Here is a 15,673-nt window from a genome sequence, read left to right as displayed (position 1 = left end):
TGTCGGCGCAAAAGAAAAGGGCGGGTCCGAAGACCCGCCCTTGAACCTTGTGGTTCAGGACAACTTAGAAGTTGAACTGAGCACCAAAGTCTGCACGGAGCTGACCGTCTTCGTCACCGGTTTTGATTTCACCGATACCACCGCGCAGCGATGCACCGCCGCCCAGGTCGTAAATGGCACCAATACCATAGTTGCGAGTGTCGGCGTCAGCACTACCGTCACCGTAAACAGCGTTCAGAGTCAGAGCTGCGCCAACATTGTACGCAACCGAGAAGCCGTATGCAGTGCCGTTCTCGTCATCGTCTGCAACGTCATCGTCAGCAACAAACAGGGTACCCGAGAAGTCGCCGAATTCTGCGCCCAGTGTCAGAACCAGCAGGCTCTGATCATCAATGCCGCTGTCGCCGTCGCCGGTTGCACCATAGGCCAGTGCGGCCGTGATGTTGTTGAAGGTGTAGGTCGCGCTGATATCCCAGCGGTCTGCACCGTCAGTTGCGTCGGTGTCATACGATGCACCGAATGCAAAGTCGCCAACTGCGTACTGGAAGAACACAGCGTTTGCGCCAGTGCCGGTCGAATCGTAGGCCAGGAAGTCATAGTCTACACCGGAGTACTGACCAAGGAACGACTCCAGACCAGGCTCGTTACCGTAGTAGTTGGCCAAGTTGTCGAACGAACCGGCAACGTTGCCGGCGTCAACACGAAGACCACCGAAGATGACCGAGAAGCGTGCGCCGTTCAGGCCGGCTTCGCCTTGCTCACCTGTCGAGGCGTCATCGTCAGCCTGCAGACGAACGCGGCCTTCAAAGCGTACACCGCCGTCGGTTTCGGTGATGCCGTCGATGTTCAGACGGAAGCGCGAAACCAGGATGGTGTCGTCTACGTTGTCGTCGGTCGAACGGTCTTCCAGGTAGCCGATACCAAAACGGCCGTAGCCGCTCAGGTTTACGTCAGCTGCTGCAACGCCTGCGGTCGCTACCAGCGCCGTCGTTGCGAAGAGAACTTTTTTCATCTTGTTTCCCTCGGTTTCAAAGGTTTTTCTACTCGACACATGCCACGCATATGTCTCAGCACGGACACCGTGTCGCTCTTTTTGCCCCCTTTGTGCAAGTATGGCTTAGGCGACTTTCCGTCATTCGGCCCAAATTGGTGCAAGGATGTCACAGTGGATTTCGGCCTTTTGCCACCGCCACGCACGGACATTTCAAAAGAATAGGCTTGTTGCTGACTGGGTCCTTGGCTAGGAGTATGCTCCAGCTAATGCATTACCAGTGAAACAGGACCCGCTCACGATGCGCCTGACACCGCTTATGTCTTTGATCGTGCTGACTGCAACCCTTTCCGCTTGCGGACAGAATCGCAGCACGTCGACGGTCAACCCGAACCTCATTGGCGGCAACACCGACGAGCGGGAGCTCAACGACCCCAACCGCTCGACCATATGGGATATCTTTGACCGCGGCGAAGCTGAACAGATCACCAATGTTAACCGTTATCTGTGGACTGCTTCGCTGGACGTTCTGAACTTCCTTCCGTTGCAGGAAATCGATCCGTTCACCGGCGTAATCGTAACCGGATATGGAACGCCGCCGGGCGGGGGGCGGTCCTATCGGGCCACTGTGCATATCAGCGATCCGGCGCTTGCTGCGCGATCCCTGTCCGTGGCGTTGCAAACCAGCGGCGGCGCACCTGTCAGTGCCGCAACCACGCGCGCGGTCGAGGATGCGATTCTGTCGCGGGCCCGCCAGCTGCGGATAGCGGACAACAAGTTCTAGCAACCCGCCGAAAATCAATCTATGACACGCCGGGCTCACACCCGGCGTTTTCATTCACGAAGGACCGCACGATGTCGCGCTACTCGGCCACCGAAATCGAAGCAAAATGGCAAGAGGCCTGGGACAAGGCCGGTATCTTCACCGCCAACCACAAGGCAGATAAGCCAAAGTACTATGTGCTTGAGATGTTCCCTTACCCTTCGGGGCGCATCCATATGGGACATGTACGCAACTACACGATGGGCGACGTGATTGCGCGGCACAAGCTGGCGACCGGGCACAATGTGCTGCACCCGATGGGCTGGGATGCCTTTGGAATGCCAGCAGAAAACGCCGCGATGGCGATTGGCGGCCATCCCAAAGACTGGACCTATGGCAACATTGCCGACATGCGCGGGCAAATGAAACCACTGGGCTTGTCGATCGACTGGTCACGTGAATTTGCCACCTGCGACCCTGAATATTACGGCCAACAGCAGGCCTTATTCCTCGATATGTTGGATGTCGGTCTGGTCTATCGCAAGAACGCCGTGGTCAACTGGGACCCGGTGGACATGACCGTTCTGGCCAATGAGCAGGTGGAAAATGGCCGCGGATGGCGGTCAGGTGCATTGGTGGAACGCCGTGAACTGACGCAATGGTTCTTCAAAATATCCGATTTTTCGGAAGAACTGCTCGACGCGCTGGATACGCTGGACAATTGGCCGACCAAAGTGCGGTTGATGCAGGAAAACTGGATCGGCAAGTCGCGCGGTCTGCAGTTTGGATTCGAACGCACCGATGGTGGTGCGCCGATCACGGTCTATACGACTCGCCCGGATACGCTGCTGGGCGCGTCCTTTGTTGGTATCTCACCGGATCATCCGATTGCCAAACAGCTTGAGGCCGAAAACCCGGAAGTCGCTGAATTCGTTGCTGAATGCCGCAAGGGTGGCACCACGGAAGAGGCGATCGAGACGGCTGAAAAGCTGGGATATGACACGGGGATCAAGGTCAAGCACCCGCTGGACCCGAATTGGGAACTGCCGGTTTGGATCGCCAATTTCATCCTGATGGACTATGGCACGGGCGCGATCTTTGCCTGTCCGGCCCACGATCAGCGTGACCTTGATTTCTGCCGCAAATACGACCTGCCGGTGATCGACACGTTCTTTGCGCTGGATGACGACACGCCAGTCGACAAAATTGCCTTTGTTCCCCCCAAGACCGAGAAAGTCCGTTGGGTGAACCATTTCGCCGGATTAACCGAGGCAACGGGCGAAGTGGCCATCAACGCAACGGTGGATTTTGCCCAAAAGGCGGGATGGGGCGAAGGTGTTACCAAATACCGCCTGCGAGACTGGGGCCTGAGCCGCCAACGCTATTGGGGTTGCCCGATTCCCGTTGTCCATTGTGAAAAATGCGGCACGGTGCCCGAGAAGAAAGAGAATCTGCCGATTCAGCTGCCTTATGATGATGGCAATGGCAAACCCATCGACTTCTCGATCCCCGGGAACCCGCTGGACCGCCATCCCAATTGGCGCGACACGCCCTGCCCGGCCTGCGGCGCACCTGCCAAGCGCGAAACCGACACGATGGACACTTTTGTCGATTCGTCTTGGTACTACGCGCGTTTCACCGCTCCGCATGCCGAGACACCCACCGATCTGGCCGAGGCGGAGTACTGGATGAATGTCGACCAGTATATCGGCGGGATCGAACACGCGATTCTGCACCTGCTTTACTCGCGCTTCTTTGCACGGGCGATGAAAATCACCGGGCACTTGCCGGAAAAGGCGATTGAGCCGTTCGATGCGCTGTTCACTCAAGGCATGGTGACGCACGAGATCTACCAGACCCGCGATGACAAGGGTCGCCCGGTTTACCACTTGCCCGAGGACGTGACGGACGGAAAACTGGCTGACGGCACAGAGGTCGAGGTCATCCCCTCTGCCAAGATGTCGAAGTCCAAGAAAAACGTTGTCGATCCGGTCAGCATCATCTCGGCCTTCGGTGCCGACACGGCCCGCTGGTTCGTGTTGTCCGATTCGCCGCCCGAGCGTGACGTGGAATGGACCGCATCCGGGGCAGAGGCCGCGTTCAAACACCTCAGCCGCGTACATCGCATTGCCACCGAAATCGCCGAGTCGGACGTTCCGGCCAATGGCGAGGACGAAGCCTTGCTGCGCGAGATGCACAAGGCGGTCCACGATGTGTCGGGCGGTGTGGAATCCTTTGGCTTCAATGCCTCTATCGCCAAACTCTATGCGTTCACCAACACGCTGGCGAAATCCAAGGCTGGCACCACTGCTAAACGCGAAGCCGCCAAGACGCTGGCGCAGTTGATGTCACCGATGACCCCGCACCTGTCCGAAGAATTGTGGCAGATGCTGGGGGGTGAGGGCCTTGTGGCCGTTGCCCAGTGGCCGGTCGCGGACGAAGCGATGCTGGTCGACGATACGATTACCCTGCCGATCCAGATCAACGGCAAACGCCGTGCGGAAATCAGCGTGGCGAAAGATCTGAACAAAGCCGAGGTTGAAAAAATCGCGCTCAGCACCGAAGCTGTGCAAAGAGCGCTGGATGGTGCCACGCCCAAGAAAGTGATCGTAGTGCCCGGACGGATCGTGAATGTCGTCGTGTGACCGCAGAACCTTGTTGCTGATGCCACTGGCGCTTGCCGCCTGCGGATTCCAACCGGTCTATGCACCGGGCGGGGCGGGCACAGAGCTGGATGGTCGTGTTGCTGTCTCGGCGCCGAACACCGTCGAGAGCTTTCTGCTTGTCCAAAACCTGGAACAGAAGCTGGGGCGCAGCGCCACCTCGGGCAGCGATTACATGCTGGCGGTTAATGTCTCGACCACGACGCGGGCGGTCTCGATCACAACCTCAAACGAGACGGATCGGTATTCCATCAACGGCGTCGCGCGGTACTCGTTGACCTCTGAATCCACTGGCCAGATCGTGACCTCTGGCCAGGTCGCAGACTTCGTTTCGTACTCAGCAGCAGGTTCAACCGTATCGACGCTTGCGGATGAACGCGCGGCCACGGAACGGCTGATGGTGATCTTGTCGGACCAAATTGTCGCCCGCCTGTACACCACGCCGGACCTGACCGCATGAAGCTGAGCCCGCGCGAGGCCGAAGGGTATTTTACCAAGCCAGACGTGAACAAGCTGGGGTTGCTGATTTATGGAGCTGACGCAATGCGCGTCGCCCTCAAACGGCAACAGGTTCTTGGCGCTTTGCTAGGACCAGCGGCCGAAGAGGAAATGCGCCTGACACGGATTGCAGGCGCGGAATTGCGTAGCGATCCGGCGCTATTGCTGGACGCAGTCAAAGCAGTGGGCTTTTTCCCCGGTCCACGTGCGGTTTTTGTCGAGGATGCGGGCGAGGCCGCCGCCCCGGCACTGCTCGCCGCGATCGAGGATTGGGCGCCCGGGGACGCGCAGATCATTGTTACGGCGGGACAGCTTAAACCCAGTTCAAAAGTCCGCAAAGCGTTCGAGGCCCACGCGCAAGCGTATGCCGTGGGTATCTATGACGATCCGCCGTCACGCGCCGAAGTGGAACGAGTCCTGGCGCAGGCAGGTCTTCGGAACATCCCGCGCGATTCGATGTCCGCGCTCAGTGAGCTTGCAGCATCGCTCAGCCCCGGGGACTTCGCACAAACCGTTGAAAAACTGTCACTTTACAAACGCGGTGACGAAACCGAACTTTCCATCGAAGATATAGAAGCCTGCGCGCCGCAGTCGACTGAGGCCGCATTGGACGATGTACTGAACACCGTTGCCGAGGGTAAGGCGACAGAGATTGGCCCGCTGATCAAACGGCTACAGGCGCAAGGTACGACCGGCGTTACATTGTGCATCGGAGCCACCCACCATTTCCGCAGGCTCTACGCCTGCGCGTCGGATCCCGGCGGTGCCGCACAAGGTATTGGAAAACTGCGCCCACCGATCTACGGCAAACGGCGGGATCGTATCGTTCGTCAGGCACAAAACTGGGGGGCACCAAAACTGCAGACCGCATTGACGGTGCTGACAGACACGGATTTGTCTCTACGCTCGGCCGGGCAAACCGCGCCTTCAATGGCGCTGGTCGAGCGCGCCATGATCCGATTGGCGATGCTGGCGCGGTCAGGCTAGGTTTTACGCCGCGCCCAGTCTGCCGCCGATCGTCCGGCCCAACGCCCGGTCGCCAAACAGGCGGTCAACAGGTAACCGCCTGTCGGGGCCTCCCAATCCAGCATTTCTCCGGCGCAGAAAACGCCGGGCAACGCCTTCAACATCAACCCTTCATCCAGTGCGGTTTCGGGCACGCCTCCGGCGGTAGAAATCGCCTCATCCATAGGGCGAAGGCCCGAATGCAGGATCGGCAGCTGCTTTATCGCGCTGACCTGAGCGGGTGCCGGAATGCGACCGCGCTTTGTCATCTCGTGAAAAAGTGCGATCTTTTGCGGGGACAGGCGCAGGGACTTTTTCAACCATTGCGACAGTGTGGTTTTAGGACTTTTCAAAGCCAGTCGCCCCAACAAGGTACTTTCATCCAGATCGGGCACCAGATCGACAAACAAGGGTGTCGCCACGCGCATAGCCGGAGTGAGCGGGTACACCCCACCCCCTTCCAAACCGGTGGCTGAAATCGTGGCTTCACCGCGGCTCTCCAGCTCGCCAGCAATCCAGCGAACCGACTTGAGGGCGGCACCATGGTGGCGTTGCATGTGTGGGCTCCAATCCACAGAAACTGCTGAATTCGCAGGGGCGAACGGAGTTACGTCCACGCCGTTGTGCAACAGGACCTCCGCCCAAGCCCCGTCCGACCCCAAGCGAGCCCAACTTGCCCCACCCAACGCCAAAACCGTCGCAGCGGCGGTAATACGCTGCTCACCTTCCGGTGTTTCAAAGACCAATTCGTCGTTATCCCAACCCAACCATCGCCAACGTAGCTTGATCTGAACGCCCGACCCGTCGAGGCGTGCGAGCCACGCGCGCAGCAGTGGCGAGGCTTTCATTGCCTTGGGAAACACCCGGCCCGTCGATCCGGTGAACACGTCCTGCCCCAATCCCCGCGCCCAGTCCTGAACCACGCGCGCGTCCATTTCTGCGATCATTGGCCCAAGCCAAGTTGCGGCCTCGCCATAGGCGGCCATAAGTGTTTCAAACGGTTCGTCTTTTGTCAGGTTCAGCCCGGATTTACCGGCCATCAGAAGTTTGCGCGCGACCGAGGGTTTGGCCTCGGCCACCAGAACGTCATAGCCGTGCTCGGCCAGTTGATCCGCCGCCATCAACCCGGCGGGCCCTGCCCCGATCACCACAGTCTGCGCCATCGTCACCTCTTGCCTTGTCCGCTGATCGTGGTGTCTTCTGCCGTCATGAGCGATGACGCACCGATCTGCCCGCTATGCGACCGCCCGATCCCCAACGGGGGCGGCAGCCTGCACCATCTGATCCCAAAACTCAAAGGAGGCAAGGCCGGCCCGACAGTTCTGCTGCATCAGATTTGCCACAAAGAGGTACACGCCACATTGACCGAGACAGAACTGGCCCGCGACTTCAACACCGTCGACGCGCTGCGCGGGCATCCGAGGTTGTCAAAATTCCTGAAATGGGTCCAAAAACGCCCGCCGGGCTTTCGCTCGAAGGTGCCGGGAAAGCGACGCGGACGCTAACCGGGAAATATCGAATCCCCAAACGCATCCTTCGCCGGTTCGGTCAATCCCTCGACCTCGATCCCTTGGTAGTCCGGCACCGGGGCAAACTTCGCACCGGCAATGTGTTGAAATTCGAGCGTTGTGTAAGGCCGCTTCCCAAGCCACTCGCGGTTCTGGACCGACCAGAGGTCGGGAACCGGAGGCTTTTCTTCGGTAAACCCATAAAAATGCAGATCGAACCCGTGGGGGGCAACCTCCTGCATCGACAACAATCGCATTCCAATCGAACGGCAAAACGCATCTTCGGCAGCGATGTCACCGGTGCGCAGGGTAATCTGGCCAATTCCGGCGTCGGCAAATGGGGCGTCCGGACTCGCCGCATTCGCCGGACGGTTGCCCTCAAAGTCATGCTGGAGCAATTCTATGGCGAACCCACAAGGATCGGTGAGATGGCACATATAGCCGATATCGAGAAACTGACCCGGTGCACTGACGGAAATACCCTTGTTACGTAGGTGAGCAGCCGCAAGATCGACGTCCGGCAAAGTAATGCCAATCTTCCAGTACCTCTGCCCCAGGTCGTGCGTGTATCCACCGCCGCCAGGCGTCAGCAGCAGATCGGCATCCTGTCCGGGATATCCAACGCGCCGGTTCGCACCTTCGGTTTTGACGCGCATGCCCAGCGCGTCGCGATAGAATCCTGCCAACATGTCGGGGTTCGCGACCCGAAGGCGCAGCGCCGAGAGCCTCATCTGCACAACTCTGCAATCCCCGCCGCAACGTCGGTATCTGCCGTCAGGCAATCCGAGACAAGTTCTCGTGCCGTTGGAAGCAGATCTTCGGGTTCCACAATTCGGTCGACCAACCCAAATTCATAGGCTTCCTGGGCGCTGACCTTTTGCCCTGCCATCAGAATCAGCTTGGTCCGCGCCGGTCCGATCAATGCCGCCATCCGCTTTGGATCAGACGGTTGCGGCAGAAAGCCGAGCTTCATGACAGGATAGAAGAACTTGGCCGTCGGCACTGCAATGCGCAGATCACAGGCCAGAACCATACCATTCGCTCCGCCTGCCAGCGTGCCGTTCAACGCGGCAACCGTCAGGCAGGGCAAACCCGCGATGGCCCCCGACAGCGTTTCCCAGAGGGTCGAGGTCGCAAGCCCTGCCCGTGCCGCGTCCAAATCCGCCCCGGCGCTGAACACGCGTCCGGCCCCGGTCAGGATCAACGCGCGCGCATCAGTGGCGGCCCGGACGATGGACACCAACTCCTCGAGCATCTCAGCCGTCAGGGCATTGGCCTTGGTCGGGTTGTTCAGGGTGACGGTCCAAAGCCCGTCATCCTGCTGAAGATCGATCAAATCAAGCCCACCCGTTGGCGAATATCCTCCTGACGCAGCGAGATTTCCGACCCCAGAAACTCATCCGCGTCGCTTGAGCACATCCATAGCAACGCACGGGCAGGCCAATCCGCCGGAATGTGGACATCCCAGTCCAACTGACTGACCGGATTGATCCCGCTGGCCTTGATGACCCGTTGCATGTCGGTTGCGACCGTGCCCGGCGACAAGCCCATGGCGCGAATGCCATTGTGGCCCTCTTCCAGATGCAGGCATTCTGTCAGCATTTTGGCCCCGGCCTTGGATGTGCAGTAGTGGCTCCACGCTTCGACCGGGTTGGAAGCGGCACCTGACGAAACCGTGATCACCGTGCCGCCGCCGGTGGCGCGCATAATGGGCAAAACGGCCCGCATGCCGTGGAACACGCCCTTTAGATTGATGTCGATGGCTTGCCCCCAAGCGGCGACGTCGGCGTTCGTCAAATGAAAGATCGGCTCGATGACACCGGCGTTTCCAATCAGAACGTCCACACCGCCAAAGCGATCGACGCAGTTTGCAACTGCTTGTTCCATTTGCGCAAAATCGCTGACATCGCAGGCCAACGCCATCGCGTTGTCGCCCAGCGCCGCCGCCAAAGCGTCGATTTGATCATGACTGCGCGCCAAAAGAGCGACATTGGCCCCAGCCGCGGCAAAAACGCGCCCCGCCTCGGCGCCAATTCCACGGCTTGCACCCGTAATCAGCACCGCTTTGCCTTGCATTTCCATTCTCTGACCCCATTCGTTTGCAGATGCGCTCAGTCGTACCCTGCAAACGGGGAAAGGGTCCAGCCCTTGCCCCTTGACGATATCCGCCACAGGCACGACGATGCCGGAAAAATTGATCAAGAAGGGTTCTCTTATGTCTGTTTATCTTCGCCGCGGTTGCGGCGCTGCTTTGGCCTATGCTGTTGCGACCCAAGGTGCGCTGGCCGACCTAACCGCCAACGATGTCTGGGCCGACTGGAAAGCGTATATGGGCGGCATGGGCTATACCGTCTCGGGCGATGAAAGCACATCCGGGGATGTGACCACCATTTCCAACATGGTCATGAGCATGGTCGCGCCGGACTCGGACAGCCGGGTGAGCCTTGTCGTACCGGAAATGACATTGACTGAAAACGGCGACGGCACGGTTCAAATCGCGTTCCCGGAAAGCTTTCCGATTACCATTGAAGGGACAGGCGATGGCGAGGCTTTTTCGGTGGAAATGCTGTACATCACCGAAGCGCTGGACATGGTGGTTTCAGGCACTCCCGAAGACATGACTTACGACTACAGCGCCGCCAGCATTGGACTAGAGCTTGCCTCGCTTGATGTGGAAGGCGAAGACATTCCCGAGGATGCACTGGACGTTGATTTCAAAATCAATGACCTGTCCGGTCAGTCCCGCATGCAAATCGGTGAGAACCGGGAAATCAACCAGACCTTCAAAGCCGCCGATCTGGTTTACAACCTTGCCTTTCAGGACCCCGAGTCGGGTGAAGACGCACGGGTCAACGGCAAGCTGGATCAATTGGACTTTGAAGGCGACACCGTGGTCCCCGCCGAGTTTGATCTGGAAAACATCCGGAGCATCTATGACGCCGGCTTTGCTGCATCCGGAACATTCACCTATGGTTCCGGTTCGACCGAGATCGCAGGTGTGTCCGAAGGAGAATCATTCTCGATGGGCAGTTCCTCGGAAGGGGGCCGCTTTGCAGGCAGCATCGACGCGCAACGCATCGTTTATGATCTGGAGCAGAACAGCACCAAGCTGGCGGTCACAACGGCAGACCTGCCATTCCCGATCGAAATCGCGATGGAAAACGCAGGCCTTAAGTTTGAATTCCCCATTGAGGCGTCAGACGAAATCCAGCCCTTCGGTATTGGCGTGAACCTGACCGAATTCACCATGTCGGACGTTTTGTGGAGCATGTTTGATCCCGCAGAAGCCCTGCCGCGTGATCCCGCGACAATCGCCCTGGATGCAACGGGAACCGCCAAGGTCTTGGTTGATTTCATGGACCCCGATGTCGCCGAGACGCTTGAATCCGGCGATATCGTACCGGGTGAGCTGCACTCGTTGAAGATCAATGAATTGCTGGTATCGCTGGTCGGTGCCGAACTGACCGGCGATGGCGACTTCACGTTTGACAACACCAACACCGAAGAGTTCGGAGGAATGCCAACACCCACCGGCGAGGCGAACCTGCGTCTTGCGGGGGCGAATGCCTTGCTCGACAAACTGATCGGAATGGGCTTTGTGTCGGAGGAAGACGCATTGGGCGCACGGATGATGATGGGACTGATGGCCGTTCCGGGCGAAGAGCCTGATACACTGAATTCCAAGATCGAATTCACCGAAGATGGTCAAATCATTGCAAACGGTCAGCGCATAAAGTGATTTCGCCGCGCTGAAAGACCGATTTAGCAGTCTTTCCAAAGGGGCCGCACCCGGAAACGGGTCCGGCCCTGTTTTCTTTCCGGTCGCAGGTCTTGCGGGTCGGGCAGTCCAAGGCTAGGTCCAATGTGGTCAGACCGGAGGCGACATGACACAGACACCAGAACAGATCAGCCACAACCTGCTGGACGCAGCCCGTACAGCGGGCGCTGAGGCAGCGGATGCGATTGTTATCGATGGAACGTCTGTTTCGATTGAGGTGCGCGAAGGCGCGCTGGAACATGCCGAGCGGTCCGAGGGCACGGACCTTGGTCTGCGCGTGTTTCTGGGCAAACGCCAGGCCATCGTGTCCAGCTCGGACAGCCGGCCTGAGACCCTTATCGCGATGGCCGAACGCGCCGTTGCAATGGCGCGCGAGGCACCCGAGGACCCTTATACGGGCCTGGCCGCCGCGGATCAGCTGATTTCCGACTGGGACATGGACGCGTTGGAGCTTTTCGACCCGACCCCCGAACCCAGTGCAGAGGCGCTGATGCAGGACGCCTTGGCGGCAGAAGCCGCCGCCGCAGGAATAACCGGCGTTACGCAGGTCTCGGATGCGGCGGCGTCCTATGGCACGCACCGCGTGCACCTGTCCGCAACCAACGGGTTTTCGGGTGGATATTCACGCAGCAGCCGCTCGACCTCATGCGTTGCAATTTCGGGCGAAGGCACCGGGATGGAACGCGACTATGATGGTGACAGCCGCACGTTTCAAAGCGACCTGCGCGACCCAGTCGAGATCGGTCAAACCGCCGGCGAACGCGCAGTCGCACGAGGCGGTGCACGCAAGCCTGAAACGGGCACTTATCCGGTGCTGTTTGACGAGCGCATCTCATCGTCGCTGGTCGGTCATCTTCTGGCCGCCAGCAACGGTGCCGCAATTGCACGCGGTGCCTCTTGGCTAAAAGACTGCCTTGGTCAGCAAGTTCTTCCGGACCACTTGTCGTTGATCGAGGACCCGCACCGTCCCCGTATCGCGGGCTCACGCCCGTTTGACGCCGAAGGTTTGCAGACCCAAAAACGCGCAATCGTTGAAAACGGCATCCTCACCGGCTGGACTCTGGACTTGTCCAGTGCGCGAAAGCTTGGGATGGCCCCCACCGGAAACGCCGCGCGCGGGGTGTCGGGACCACCTTCGCCCAGCAACTGGAACCTCAGCCTGACGCAAGGCGATCAAAGCCGGGAAGACCTGATCCGCGACATGGGAACCGGCTTGCTGGTGACGTCGATGATCGGATCGACGATCAACCCCAATACCGGCGACTACTCGCGCGGTGCATCCGGGTTCTGGGTCGAAAACGGCGAGATCAGCTATCCGGTCAATGAATGCACCATCGCCGGGAACCTGCGCGAGATGCTGATGCGGATCATCCCCGCCAATGACGCGCGCCGCTATTTGTCGCGCGTGGTGCCGTCGATCCTGATCGAAGGGATGACACTTGCCGGCAACTGACCTGCCCCTGCTGATTGACGCCGCCAAACAGGCCGGACGGATCGCAACCCGGTTTTCCGGACCTCAAGCGCAGCGTTGGGACAAGCCAGATGGCGCAGGTCCGGTGACCGAGGCGGATCTGGCCGTCAACACGATGCTGGAACGCGAATTGCGCACAGCACGACCCGATTACGGCTGGTTGAGTGAAGAGACTGAAGACACCGAGGACCGGTTGCACCGCGACCGCGTATTCATCATCGACCCGATAGACGGCACACGCAGCTTTGCCGAAGGCTCGCGCACATGGGCGCATTCCATCGCCGTAGCCGACAGCGGTGAAATCACAGCAGCGGTTGTATACCTGCCAGCGCGAGATTTGCTTTACGCCGCCGCAAGGGGACAAGGGGCCACGCTGAACGGCGAGGACATTTGTGTATCCAACCCCGGAATCATGTCCGAGGCCGAGGTTCTGGCGGCGAAACCCAACCTAAATCCGCGCCATTGGCGGTCCGGGTCGGTGCCGGAATTCCAAAGGGTCTACCGCCCGTCACTGGCCTACCGCATGGCGTTGGTTGCCCAAGGCCGGTTCGATGGCATGCTCACCTTACGCCCCAGTTGGGAGTGGGATATTGCAGCAGGCGACCTGATCTTGCGCGAGGCTGGCGGGCTTTGCACGGACCGCTGGGGGGGAGCGTTGCGATTCAACAATCCGCACCCCCGTTTGAACGGCGTTGTCGCGGCAGGACCGGACCTGCACCCCCAGCTTTTTTCGCGTCTTGAACCGCAAGGATCAGGAATACCGGGATGAGCAAGCCGCGATCTCTCAGTCTTGCGGCCTATCGCGTGCTGTCGTGGGGCGTGCAATCCGGCAACGGGTCGACGGACACAGTCCGGCCCGAGGGCGAGCTGCTGTGGGTCCATATCGAAAACCCGGCCAGATTACGTGTGGTCGATGACTTCTGCCGTAGGTTGATGCCCCTAAGGCCTGAATTGTCGCTGCTGCTTACGGCGCCACCCGAAGCGGATCTGTCAGATTGGGGCGATTGCATTGCACCGCTGGTCAGACTGCCCGCCGAACAGGCCGGGGCTGCGCGGGGCTTCCTTGATCATTGGCGCCCGGACATGGGTATCTGGGTTGGCGGTGGATTGATGCCAAACATCATCACCCGTGCAGAAGAACGTGGCATTCCAATGGTGCTTGTCGAAGCCAGCGTCGATATCAAACCTGCGCGCAGCGGTCGGTGGCTTCCCGATCTCAGCCGCTACACGATGGATTGCTTTGGCCAAATTCTGGCAACATCCGAGGACACGGCGAGGCAAATTCGGAGATTGGGCATTCCCAGTCACAAAGTGACGGTTTCCCCCCCGCTGAGGATCAGCCCCAACCCGCCGCCCTGGCCTGAAGAAGAGTTGATCCAAACCAATCAATCCCTTGCCGGTCGCCCGGTATGGCTGGCCGCTTGGGTGCAGGACAAAGAGTTCATCTCGATCCTCAGCGCACATCGACAGGCCATGCGGATGTTGCCGCGTCTGGCACTTGTGCTGCATGTGGCGGACATAGCCGAGGTCGTACCCCTGCAGCGCCGGCTCTCCGCCATGGACCTGCGCTGCGCGAACTGGGATGACGGGCATCCAATCGAAGATACAACGCAAGTTATCCTGACGTCCGACCCCGAGGACCTCGGGCTGTGGCATCGCGTCTCGGCTGTGACCTTCATGGGCAGTTCGCTGGAGCGGGGCGTTGGCGGGCACGACCCATTGACCTCGACGGCACTTGGCTCGGCGGTTATTCACGGACCGCATGTCAACCGGCATCAGGATGCCTATGACAGGTTGGACAAGGCCGGAGCTGCGTTGAAAATCAAATCCGCAACCGAATTGGGGGATGGTGTCGTGGCGTTGCTGGCGCCGGACCGCACGGCTGATATGGCGCTCGCCGGATGGCAGGTTGTGACTGAAGGTGCACCGCAGATCGACCAACTGACCGATATGGTTCAGGATGAACTGGACCAGCGGAGGGCTCGGAATGCGCGCACCTGATTTCTGGGACACAGCCCCCGATCAACTGGACCTGCGCGCCAGACTGCTGGCTCCGCTGGGTCGGATCTACGCTGGGGCAACGGCGCGCAGGGTCGCATCGACTTCGGGCTTCAAACCCGACGTTCCGGTCATTTGCATTGGCAACCTGAACGCCGGTGGTACAGGAAAGACGCCAACGGCCATCTGGGTTTTGGAACAGCTTCGTGACGCCTGGCATACCCCACATGTCGTCACGCGCGGGTACGGCGGATCACTGGAAGGACCGGTGCAAGTCGATCCGTCACGCCACACGGCCGCACAAGTCGGGGACGAACCGCTGTTGCTTGCCGCCTTCGCCGAAGTCTGGGTTTCCAAGGATCGTGCGGCGGGCGCACGCGCAGCGGTGGACAGCGGTGCAACCGTTATCGTGCTGGACGACGGTTTCCAGAATCCCTCTGTCGCCAAGGATTTTTCGATCATCGTGGTCGATGCCAAACGCGGGTTTGGCAATGGGCTTTGCCTTCCGGCCGGGCCGCTGCGAGAGCCGGTTGAGGCGGGGATGAAGCGGGCAGATTTGGTCCTGTCTCTGGGGGACTCCAAAGCTCAGGACATGTTTTCCAAGAAATGGCGCAATGCGTTGACCGTGCCGCATGTCGTTGGGCAAGTCAGCCCGTTGCAAACCGGGATGGATTGGACCGACACGCCCGTTGTCGCGTTTGCCGGGATCGGCCATCCCGAAAAGTTTTTTCAGACGCTACGCCAGCAGGGTGCGACGCTTGTACGGTCCGAGGCTTTGGACGACCATCAACCGTTGACACCCGCATTGATGACCCGGCTTGAAAGCGAAGCCCGAGCATTGGGCGCGCAAATGGTCACGACCGAAAAAGACGCGGTGCGCCTGCCCGCCGCATTCCGTAGCAAGGTCGTAACCCTGCCCGTCCGGCTTCAAATTGCCGAAGCTGATCGGGTCAGGAATATGCTGCTCAAGTCGGCACCATCACCGAAATAGATCGGTG

At 59.6% G+C, this 15,673-nt stretch carries 15 protein-coding genes; 10 read left to right on the top strand and 5 right to left on the bottom strand.

All coding sequences use genetic code 11. The annotated features are described in order from the left end of the window. Window positions 1-64 precede the first annotated feature (64 nt). Window positions 65-1,012 carry a porin gene (locus RA28_RS12340; RefSeq protein WP_039528980.1) on the bottom strand — a complete coding sequence of 316 codons (948 nt, stop codon included), beginning with the start codon at window positions 1,010-1,012 and terminating at the stop codon, window positions 65-67. A gap of 280 nt (window positions 1,013-1,292) precedes the next feature. Here RA28_RS12340 and RA28_RS12335 point away from each other — a divergent pair, with 280 nt between their 5' ends. From RA28_RS12335 to holA, 4 genes are all read left to right on the top strand, one after another. After that, the gene (locus RA28_RS12335; RefSeq protein WP_039529448.1) at window positions 1,293-1,775 is read left to right on the top strand and encodes a DUF3576 domain-containing protein; all 483 of its coding nucleotides are present in this window, start codon (window positions 1,293-1,295) and stop codon (window positions 1,773-1,775) included. Window positions 1,776-1,846: 71 nt separating this feature from the next. Beyond that, window positions 1,847-4,399, top strand: a complete 2,553-nt coding sequence (leuS, locus tag RA28_RS12330) for a leucine--tRNA ligase (protein ID WP_039528978.1) — start codon at window positions 1,847-1,849, stop codon at window positions 4,397-4,399. Then, window positions 4,386-4,877: an LPS assembly lipoprotein LptE gene (gene lptE / locus RA28_RS12325; RefSeq protein ID WP_039528975.1), complete on the top strand. Its 492-nt coding sequence runs from the start codon at window positions 4,386-4,388 to the stop codon at window positions 4,875-4,877. The genes leuS and lptE overlap by 14 nt, the downstream gene beginning before the upstream one ends. After that, window positions 4,874-5,902, top strand: coding sequence for a DNA polymerase III subunit delta (gene holA / locus RA28_RS12320; protein WP_039528972.1), 1,029 nt, complete (start codon window positions 4,874-4,876; stop codon window positions 5,900-5,902). Before lptE ends, holA begins: the two co-directional genes overlap by 4 nt. On the opposite strand, the gene RA28_RS12315 is transcribed toward holA, so the two are convergent. Next, window positions 5,899-7,083, bottom strand: coding sequence for a TIGR03862 family flavoprotein (locus RA28_RS12315; protein WP_039528970.1), 1,185 nt, complete (start codon window positions 7,081-7,083; stop codon window positions 5,899-5,901). The two genes, holA and RA28_RS12315, sit on opposite strands and share 4 nt — an antisense overlap. A 45-nt stretch (window positions 7,084-7,128) precedes the next feature. Between RA28_RS12315 and RA28_RS12310 the strand changes: the two genes are divergently transcribed. Next, window positions 7,129-7,425: a hypothetical protein gene (locus RA28_RS12310; protein ID WP_039528968.1), complete on the top strand. Its 297-nt coding sequence runs from the start codon at window positions 7,129-7,131 to the stop codon at window positions 7,423-7,425. On the opposite strand, the gene RA28_RS12305 is transcribed toward RA28_RS12310, so the two are convergent. Genes RA28_RS12305 through RA28_RS12295 form a run of 3 tightly spaced genes read right to left on the bottom strand, consistent with a single transcriptional unit; the run spans window position 7,422 to window position 9,510 of the window. Further along, a complete protein-coding gene (locus RA28_RS12305; RefSeq protein WP_039528964.1) occupies window positions 7,422-8,159 on the bottom strand; it encodes a VOC family protein in 738 nt (245 codons plus the stop codon). The two genes, RA28_RS12310 and RA28_RS12305, sit on opposite strands and share 4 nt — an antisense overlap. Then, window positions 8,156-8,764 (bottom strand): enoyl-CoA hydratase/isomerase family protein, encoded by a 609-nt coding sequence (locus RA28_RS12300; protein ID WP_039528960.1) that lies wholly within the window; start codon window positions 8,762-8,764, stop codon window positions 8,156-8,158. Before RA28_RS12300 ends, RA28_RS12305 begins: the two co-directional genes overlap by 4 nt. Continuing rightward, window positions 8,761-9,510 (bottom strand): SDR family oxidoreductase, encoded by a 750-nt coding sequence (locus RA28_RS12295; protein ID WP_039528957.1) that lies wholly within the window; start codon window positions 9,508-9,510, stop codon window positions 8,761-8,763. Before RA28_RS12295 ends, RA28_RS12300 begins: the two co-directional genes overlap by 4 nt. Before the next feature lie 133 nt (window positions 9,511-9,643). On the opposite strand from RA28_RS12295, the gene RA28_RS12290 reads away from it, so the two are divergent. From RA28_RS12290 to lpxK, 5 genes are all read left to right on the top strand, one after another. Further along, a complete protein-coding gene (locus tag RA28_RS12290; RefSeq protein WP_039529445.1) occupies window positions 9,644-11,167 on the top strand; it encodes a hypothetical protein in 1,524 nt (507 codons plus the stop codon). 145 nt (window positions 11,168-11,312) lie between these two features. Continuing rightward, the gene (locus RA28_RS12285) at window positions 11,313-12,659 is read left to right on the top strand and encodes a TldD/PmbA family protein (RefSeq protein WP_039528954.1); all 1,347 of its coding nucleotides are present in this window, start codon (window positions 11,313-11,315) and stop codon (window positions 12,657-12,659) included. Next, the gene (locus RA28_RS12280) at window positions 12,646-13,446 is read left to right on the top strand and encodes an inositol monophosphatase family protein (RefSeq protein ID WP_039528951.1); all 801 of its coding nucleotides are present in this window, start codon (window positions 12,646-12,648) and stop codon (window positions 13,444-13,446) included. Before RA28_RS12285 ends, RA28_RS12280 begins: the two co-directional genes overlap by 14 nt. Then, complete coding sequence (locus RA28_RS12275; protein WP_039528949.1) at window positions 13,443-14,678, top strand: 3-deoxy-D-manno-octulosonic acid transferase; 1,236 nt, start codon at window positions 13,443-13,445, stop codon at window positions 14,676-14,678. The genes RA28_RS12280 and RA28_RS12275 overlap by 4 nt, the downstream gene beginning before the upstream one ends. Next, complete coding sequence (gene lpxK / locus RA28_RS12270) at window positions 14,665-15,666, top strand: tetraacyldisaccharide 4'-kinase (RefSeq protein ID WP_039528946.1); 1,002 nt, start codon at window positions 14,665-14,667, stop codon at window positions 15,664-15,666. Before RA28_RS12275 ends, lpxK begins: the two co-directional genes overlap by 14 nt. Window positions 15,667-15,673: the final 7 nt, after the last annotated feature.

The sequence above is a fragment of the Ruegeria sp. ANG-S4 genome (assembly GCF_000814005.1).
In the GTDB taxonomy this organism is placed as follows: domain Bacteria; phylum Pseudomonadota; class Alphaproteobacteria; order Rhodobacterales; family Rhodobacteraceae; genus Ruegeria.
This window is presented reverse-complemented; position numbering and strand designations above follow the sequence as displayed.

Bases quoted from the DNA above. Each gene is read 5' to 3' on its own strand.
- RA28_RS12310 (WP_039528968.1), top strand. From the start codon at position 7,129: ATGAGCGATGACGCACCGATCTGCCCGCTATGCGACCGCCCGATCCCC.
- leuS (WP_039528978.1), top strand. From the start codon at position 1,847: ATGTCGCGCTACTCGGCCACCGAAATCGAAGCAAAATGGCAAGAGGCC.
- lpxK (WP_039528946.1), top strand. From the start codon at position 14,665: ATGCGCGCACCTGATTTCTGGGACACAGCCCCCGATCAACTGGACCTG.
- RA28_RS12305 (WP_039528964.1), bottom strand. From the start codon at position 8,159: ATGAGGCTCTCGGCGCTGCGCCTTCGGGTCGCGAACCCCGACATGTTG.
- RA28_RS12335 (WP_039529448.1), top strand. From the start codon at position 1,293: ATGCGCCTGACACCGCTTATGTCTTTGATCGTGCTGACTGCAACCCTT.
- RA28_RS12285 (WP_039528954.1), top strand. From the start codon at position 11,313: ATGACACAGACACCAGAACAGATCAGCCACAACCTGCTGGACGCAGCC.
- RA28_RS12315 (WP_039528970.1), bottom strand. From the start codon at position 7,083: ATGGCGCAGACTGTGGTGATCGGGGCAGGGCCCGCCGGGTTGATGGCG.
- RA28_RS12295 (WP_039528957.1), bottom strand. From the start codon at position 9,510: ATGGAAATGCAAGGCAAAGCGGTGCTGATTACGGGTGCAAGCCGTGGA.
- RA28_RS12340 (WP_039528980.1), bottom strand. From the start codon at position 1,012: ATGAAAAAAGTTCTCTTCGCAACGACGGCGCTGGTAGCGACCGCAGGC.
- lptE (WP_039528975.1), top strand. From the start codon at position 4,386: ATGTCGTCGTGTGACCGCAGAACCTTGTTGCTGATGCCACTGGCGCTT.
- RA28_RS12290 (WP_039529445.1), top strand. From the start codon at position 9,644: ATGTCTGTTTATCTTCGCCGCGGTTGCGGCGCTGCTTTGGCCTATGCT.
- holA (WP_039528972.1), top strand. From the start codon at position 4,874: ATGAAGCTGAGCCCGCGCGAGGCCGAAGGGTATTTTACCAAGCCAGAC.
- RA28_RS12275 (WP_039528949.1), top strand. From the start codon at position 13,443: ATGAGCAAGCCGCGATCTCTCAGTCTTGCGGCCTATCGCGTGCTGTCG.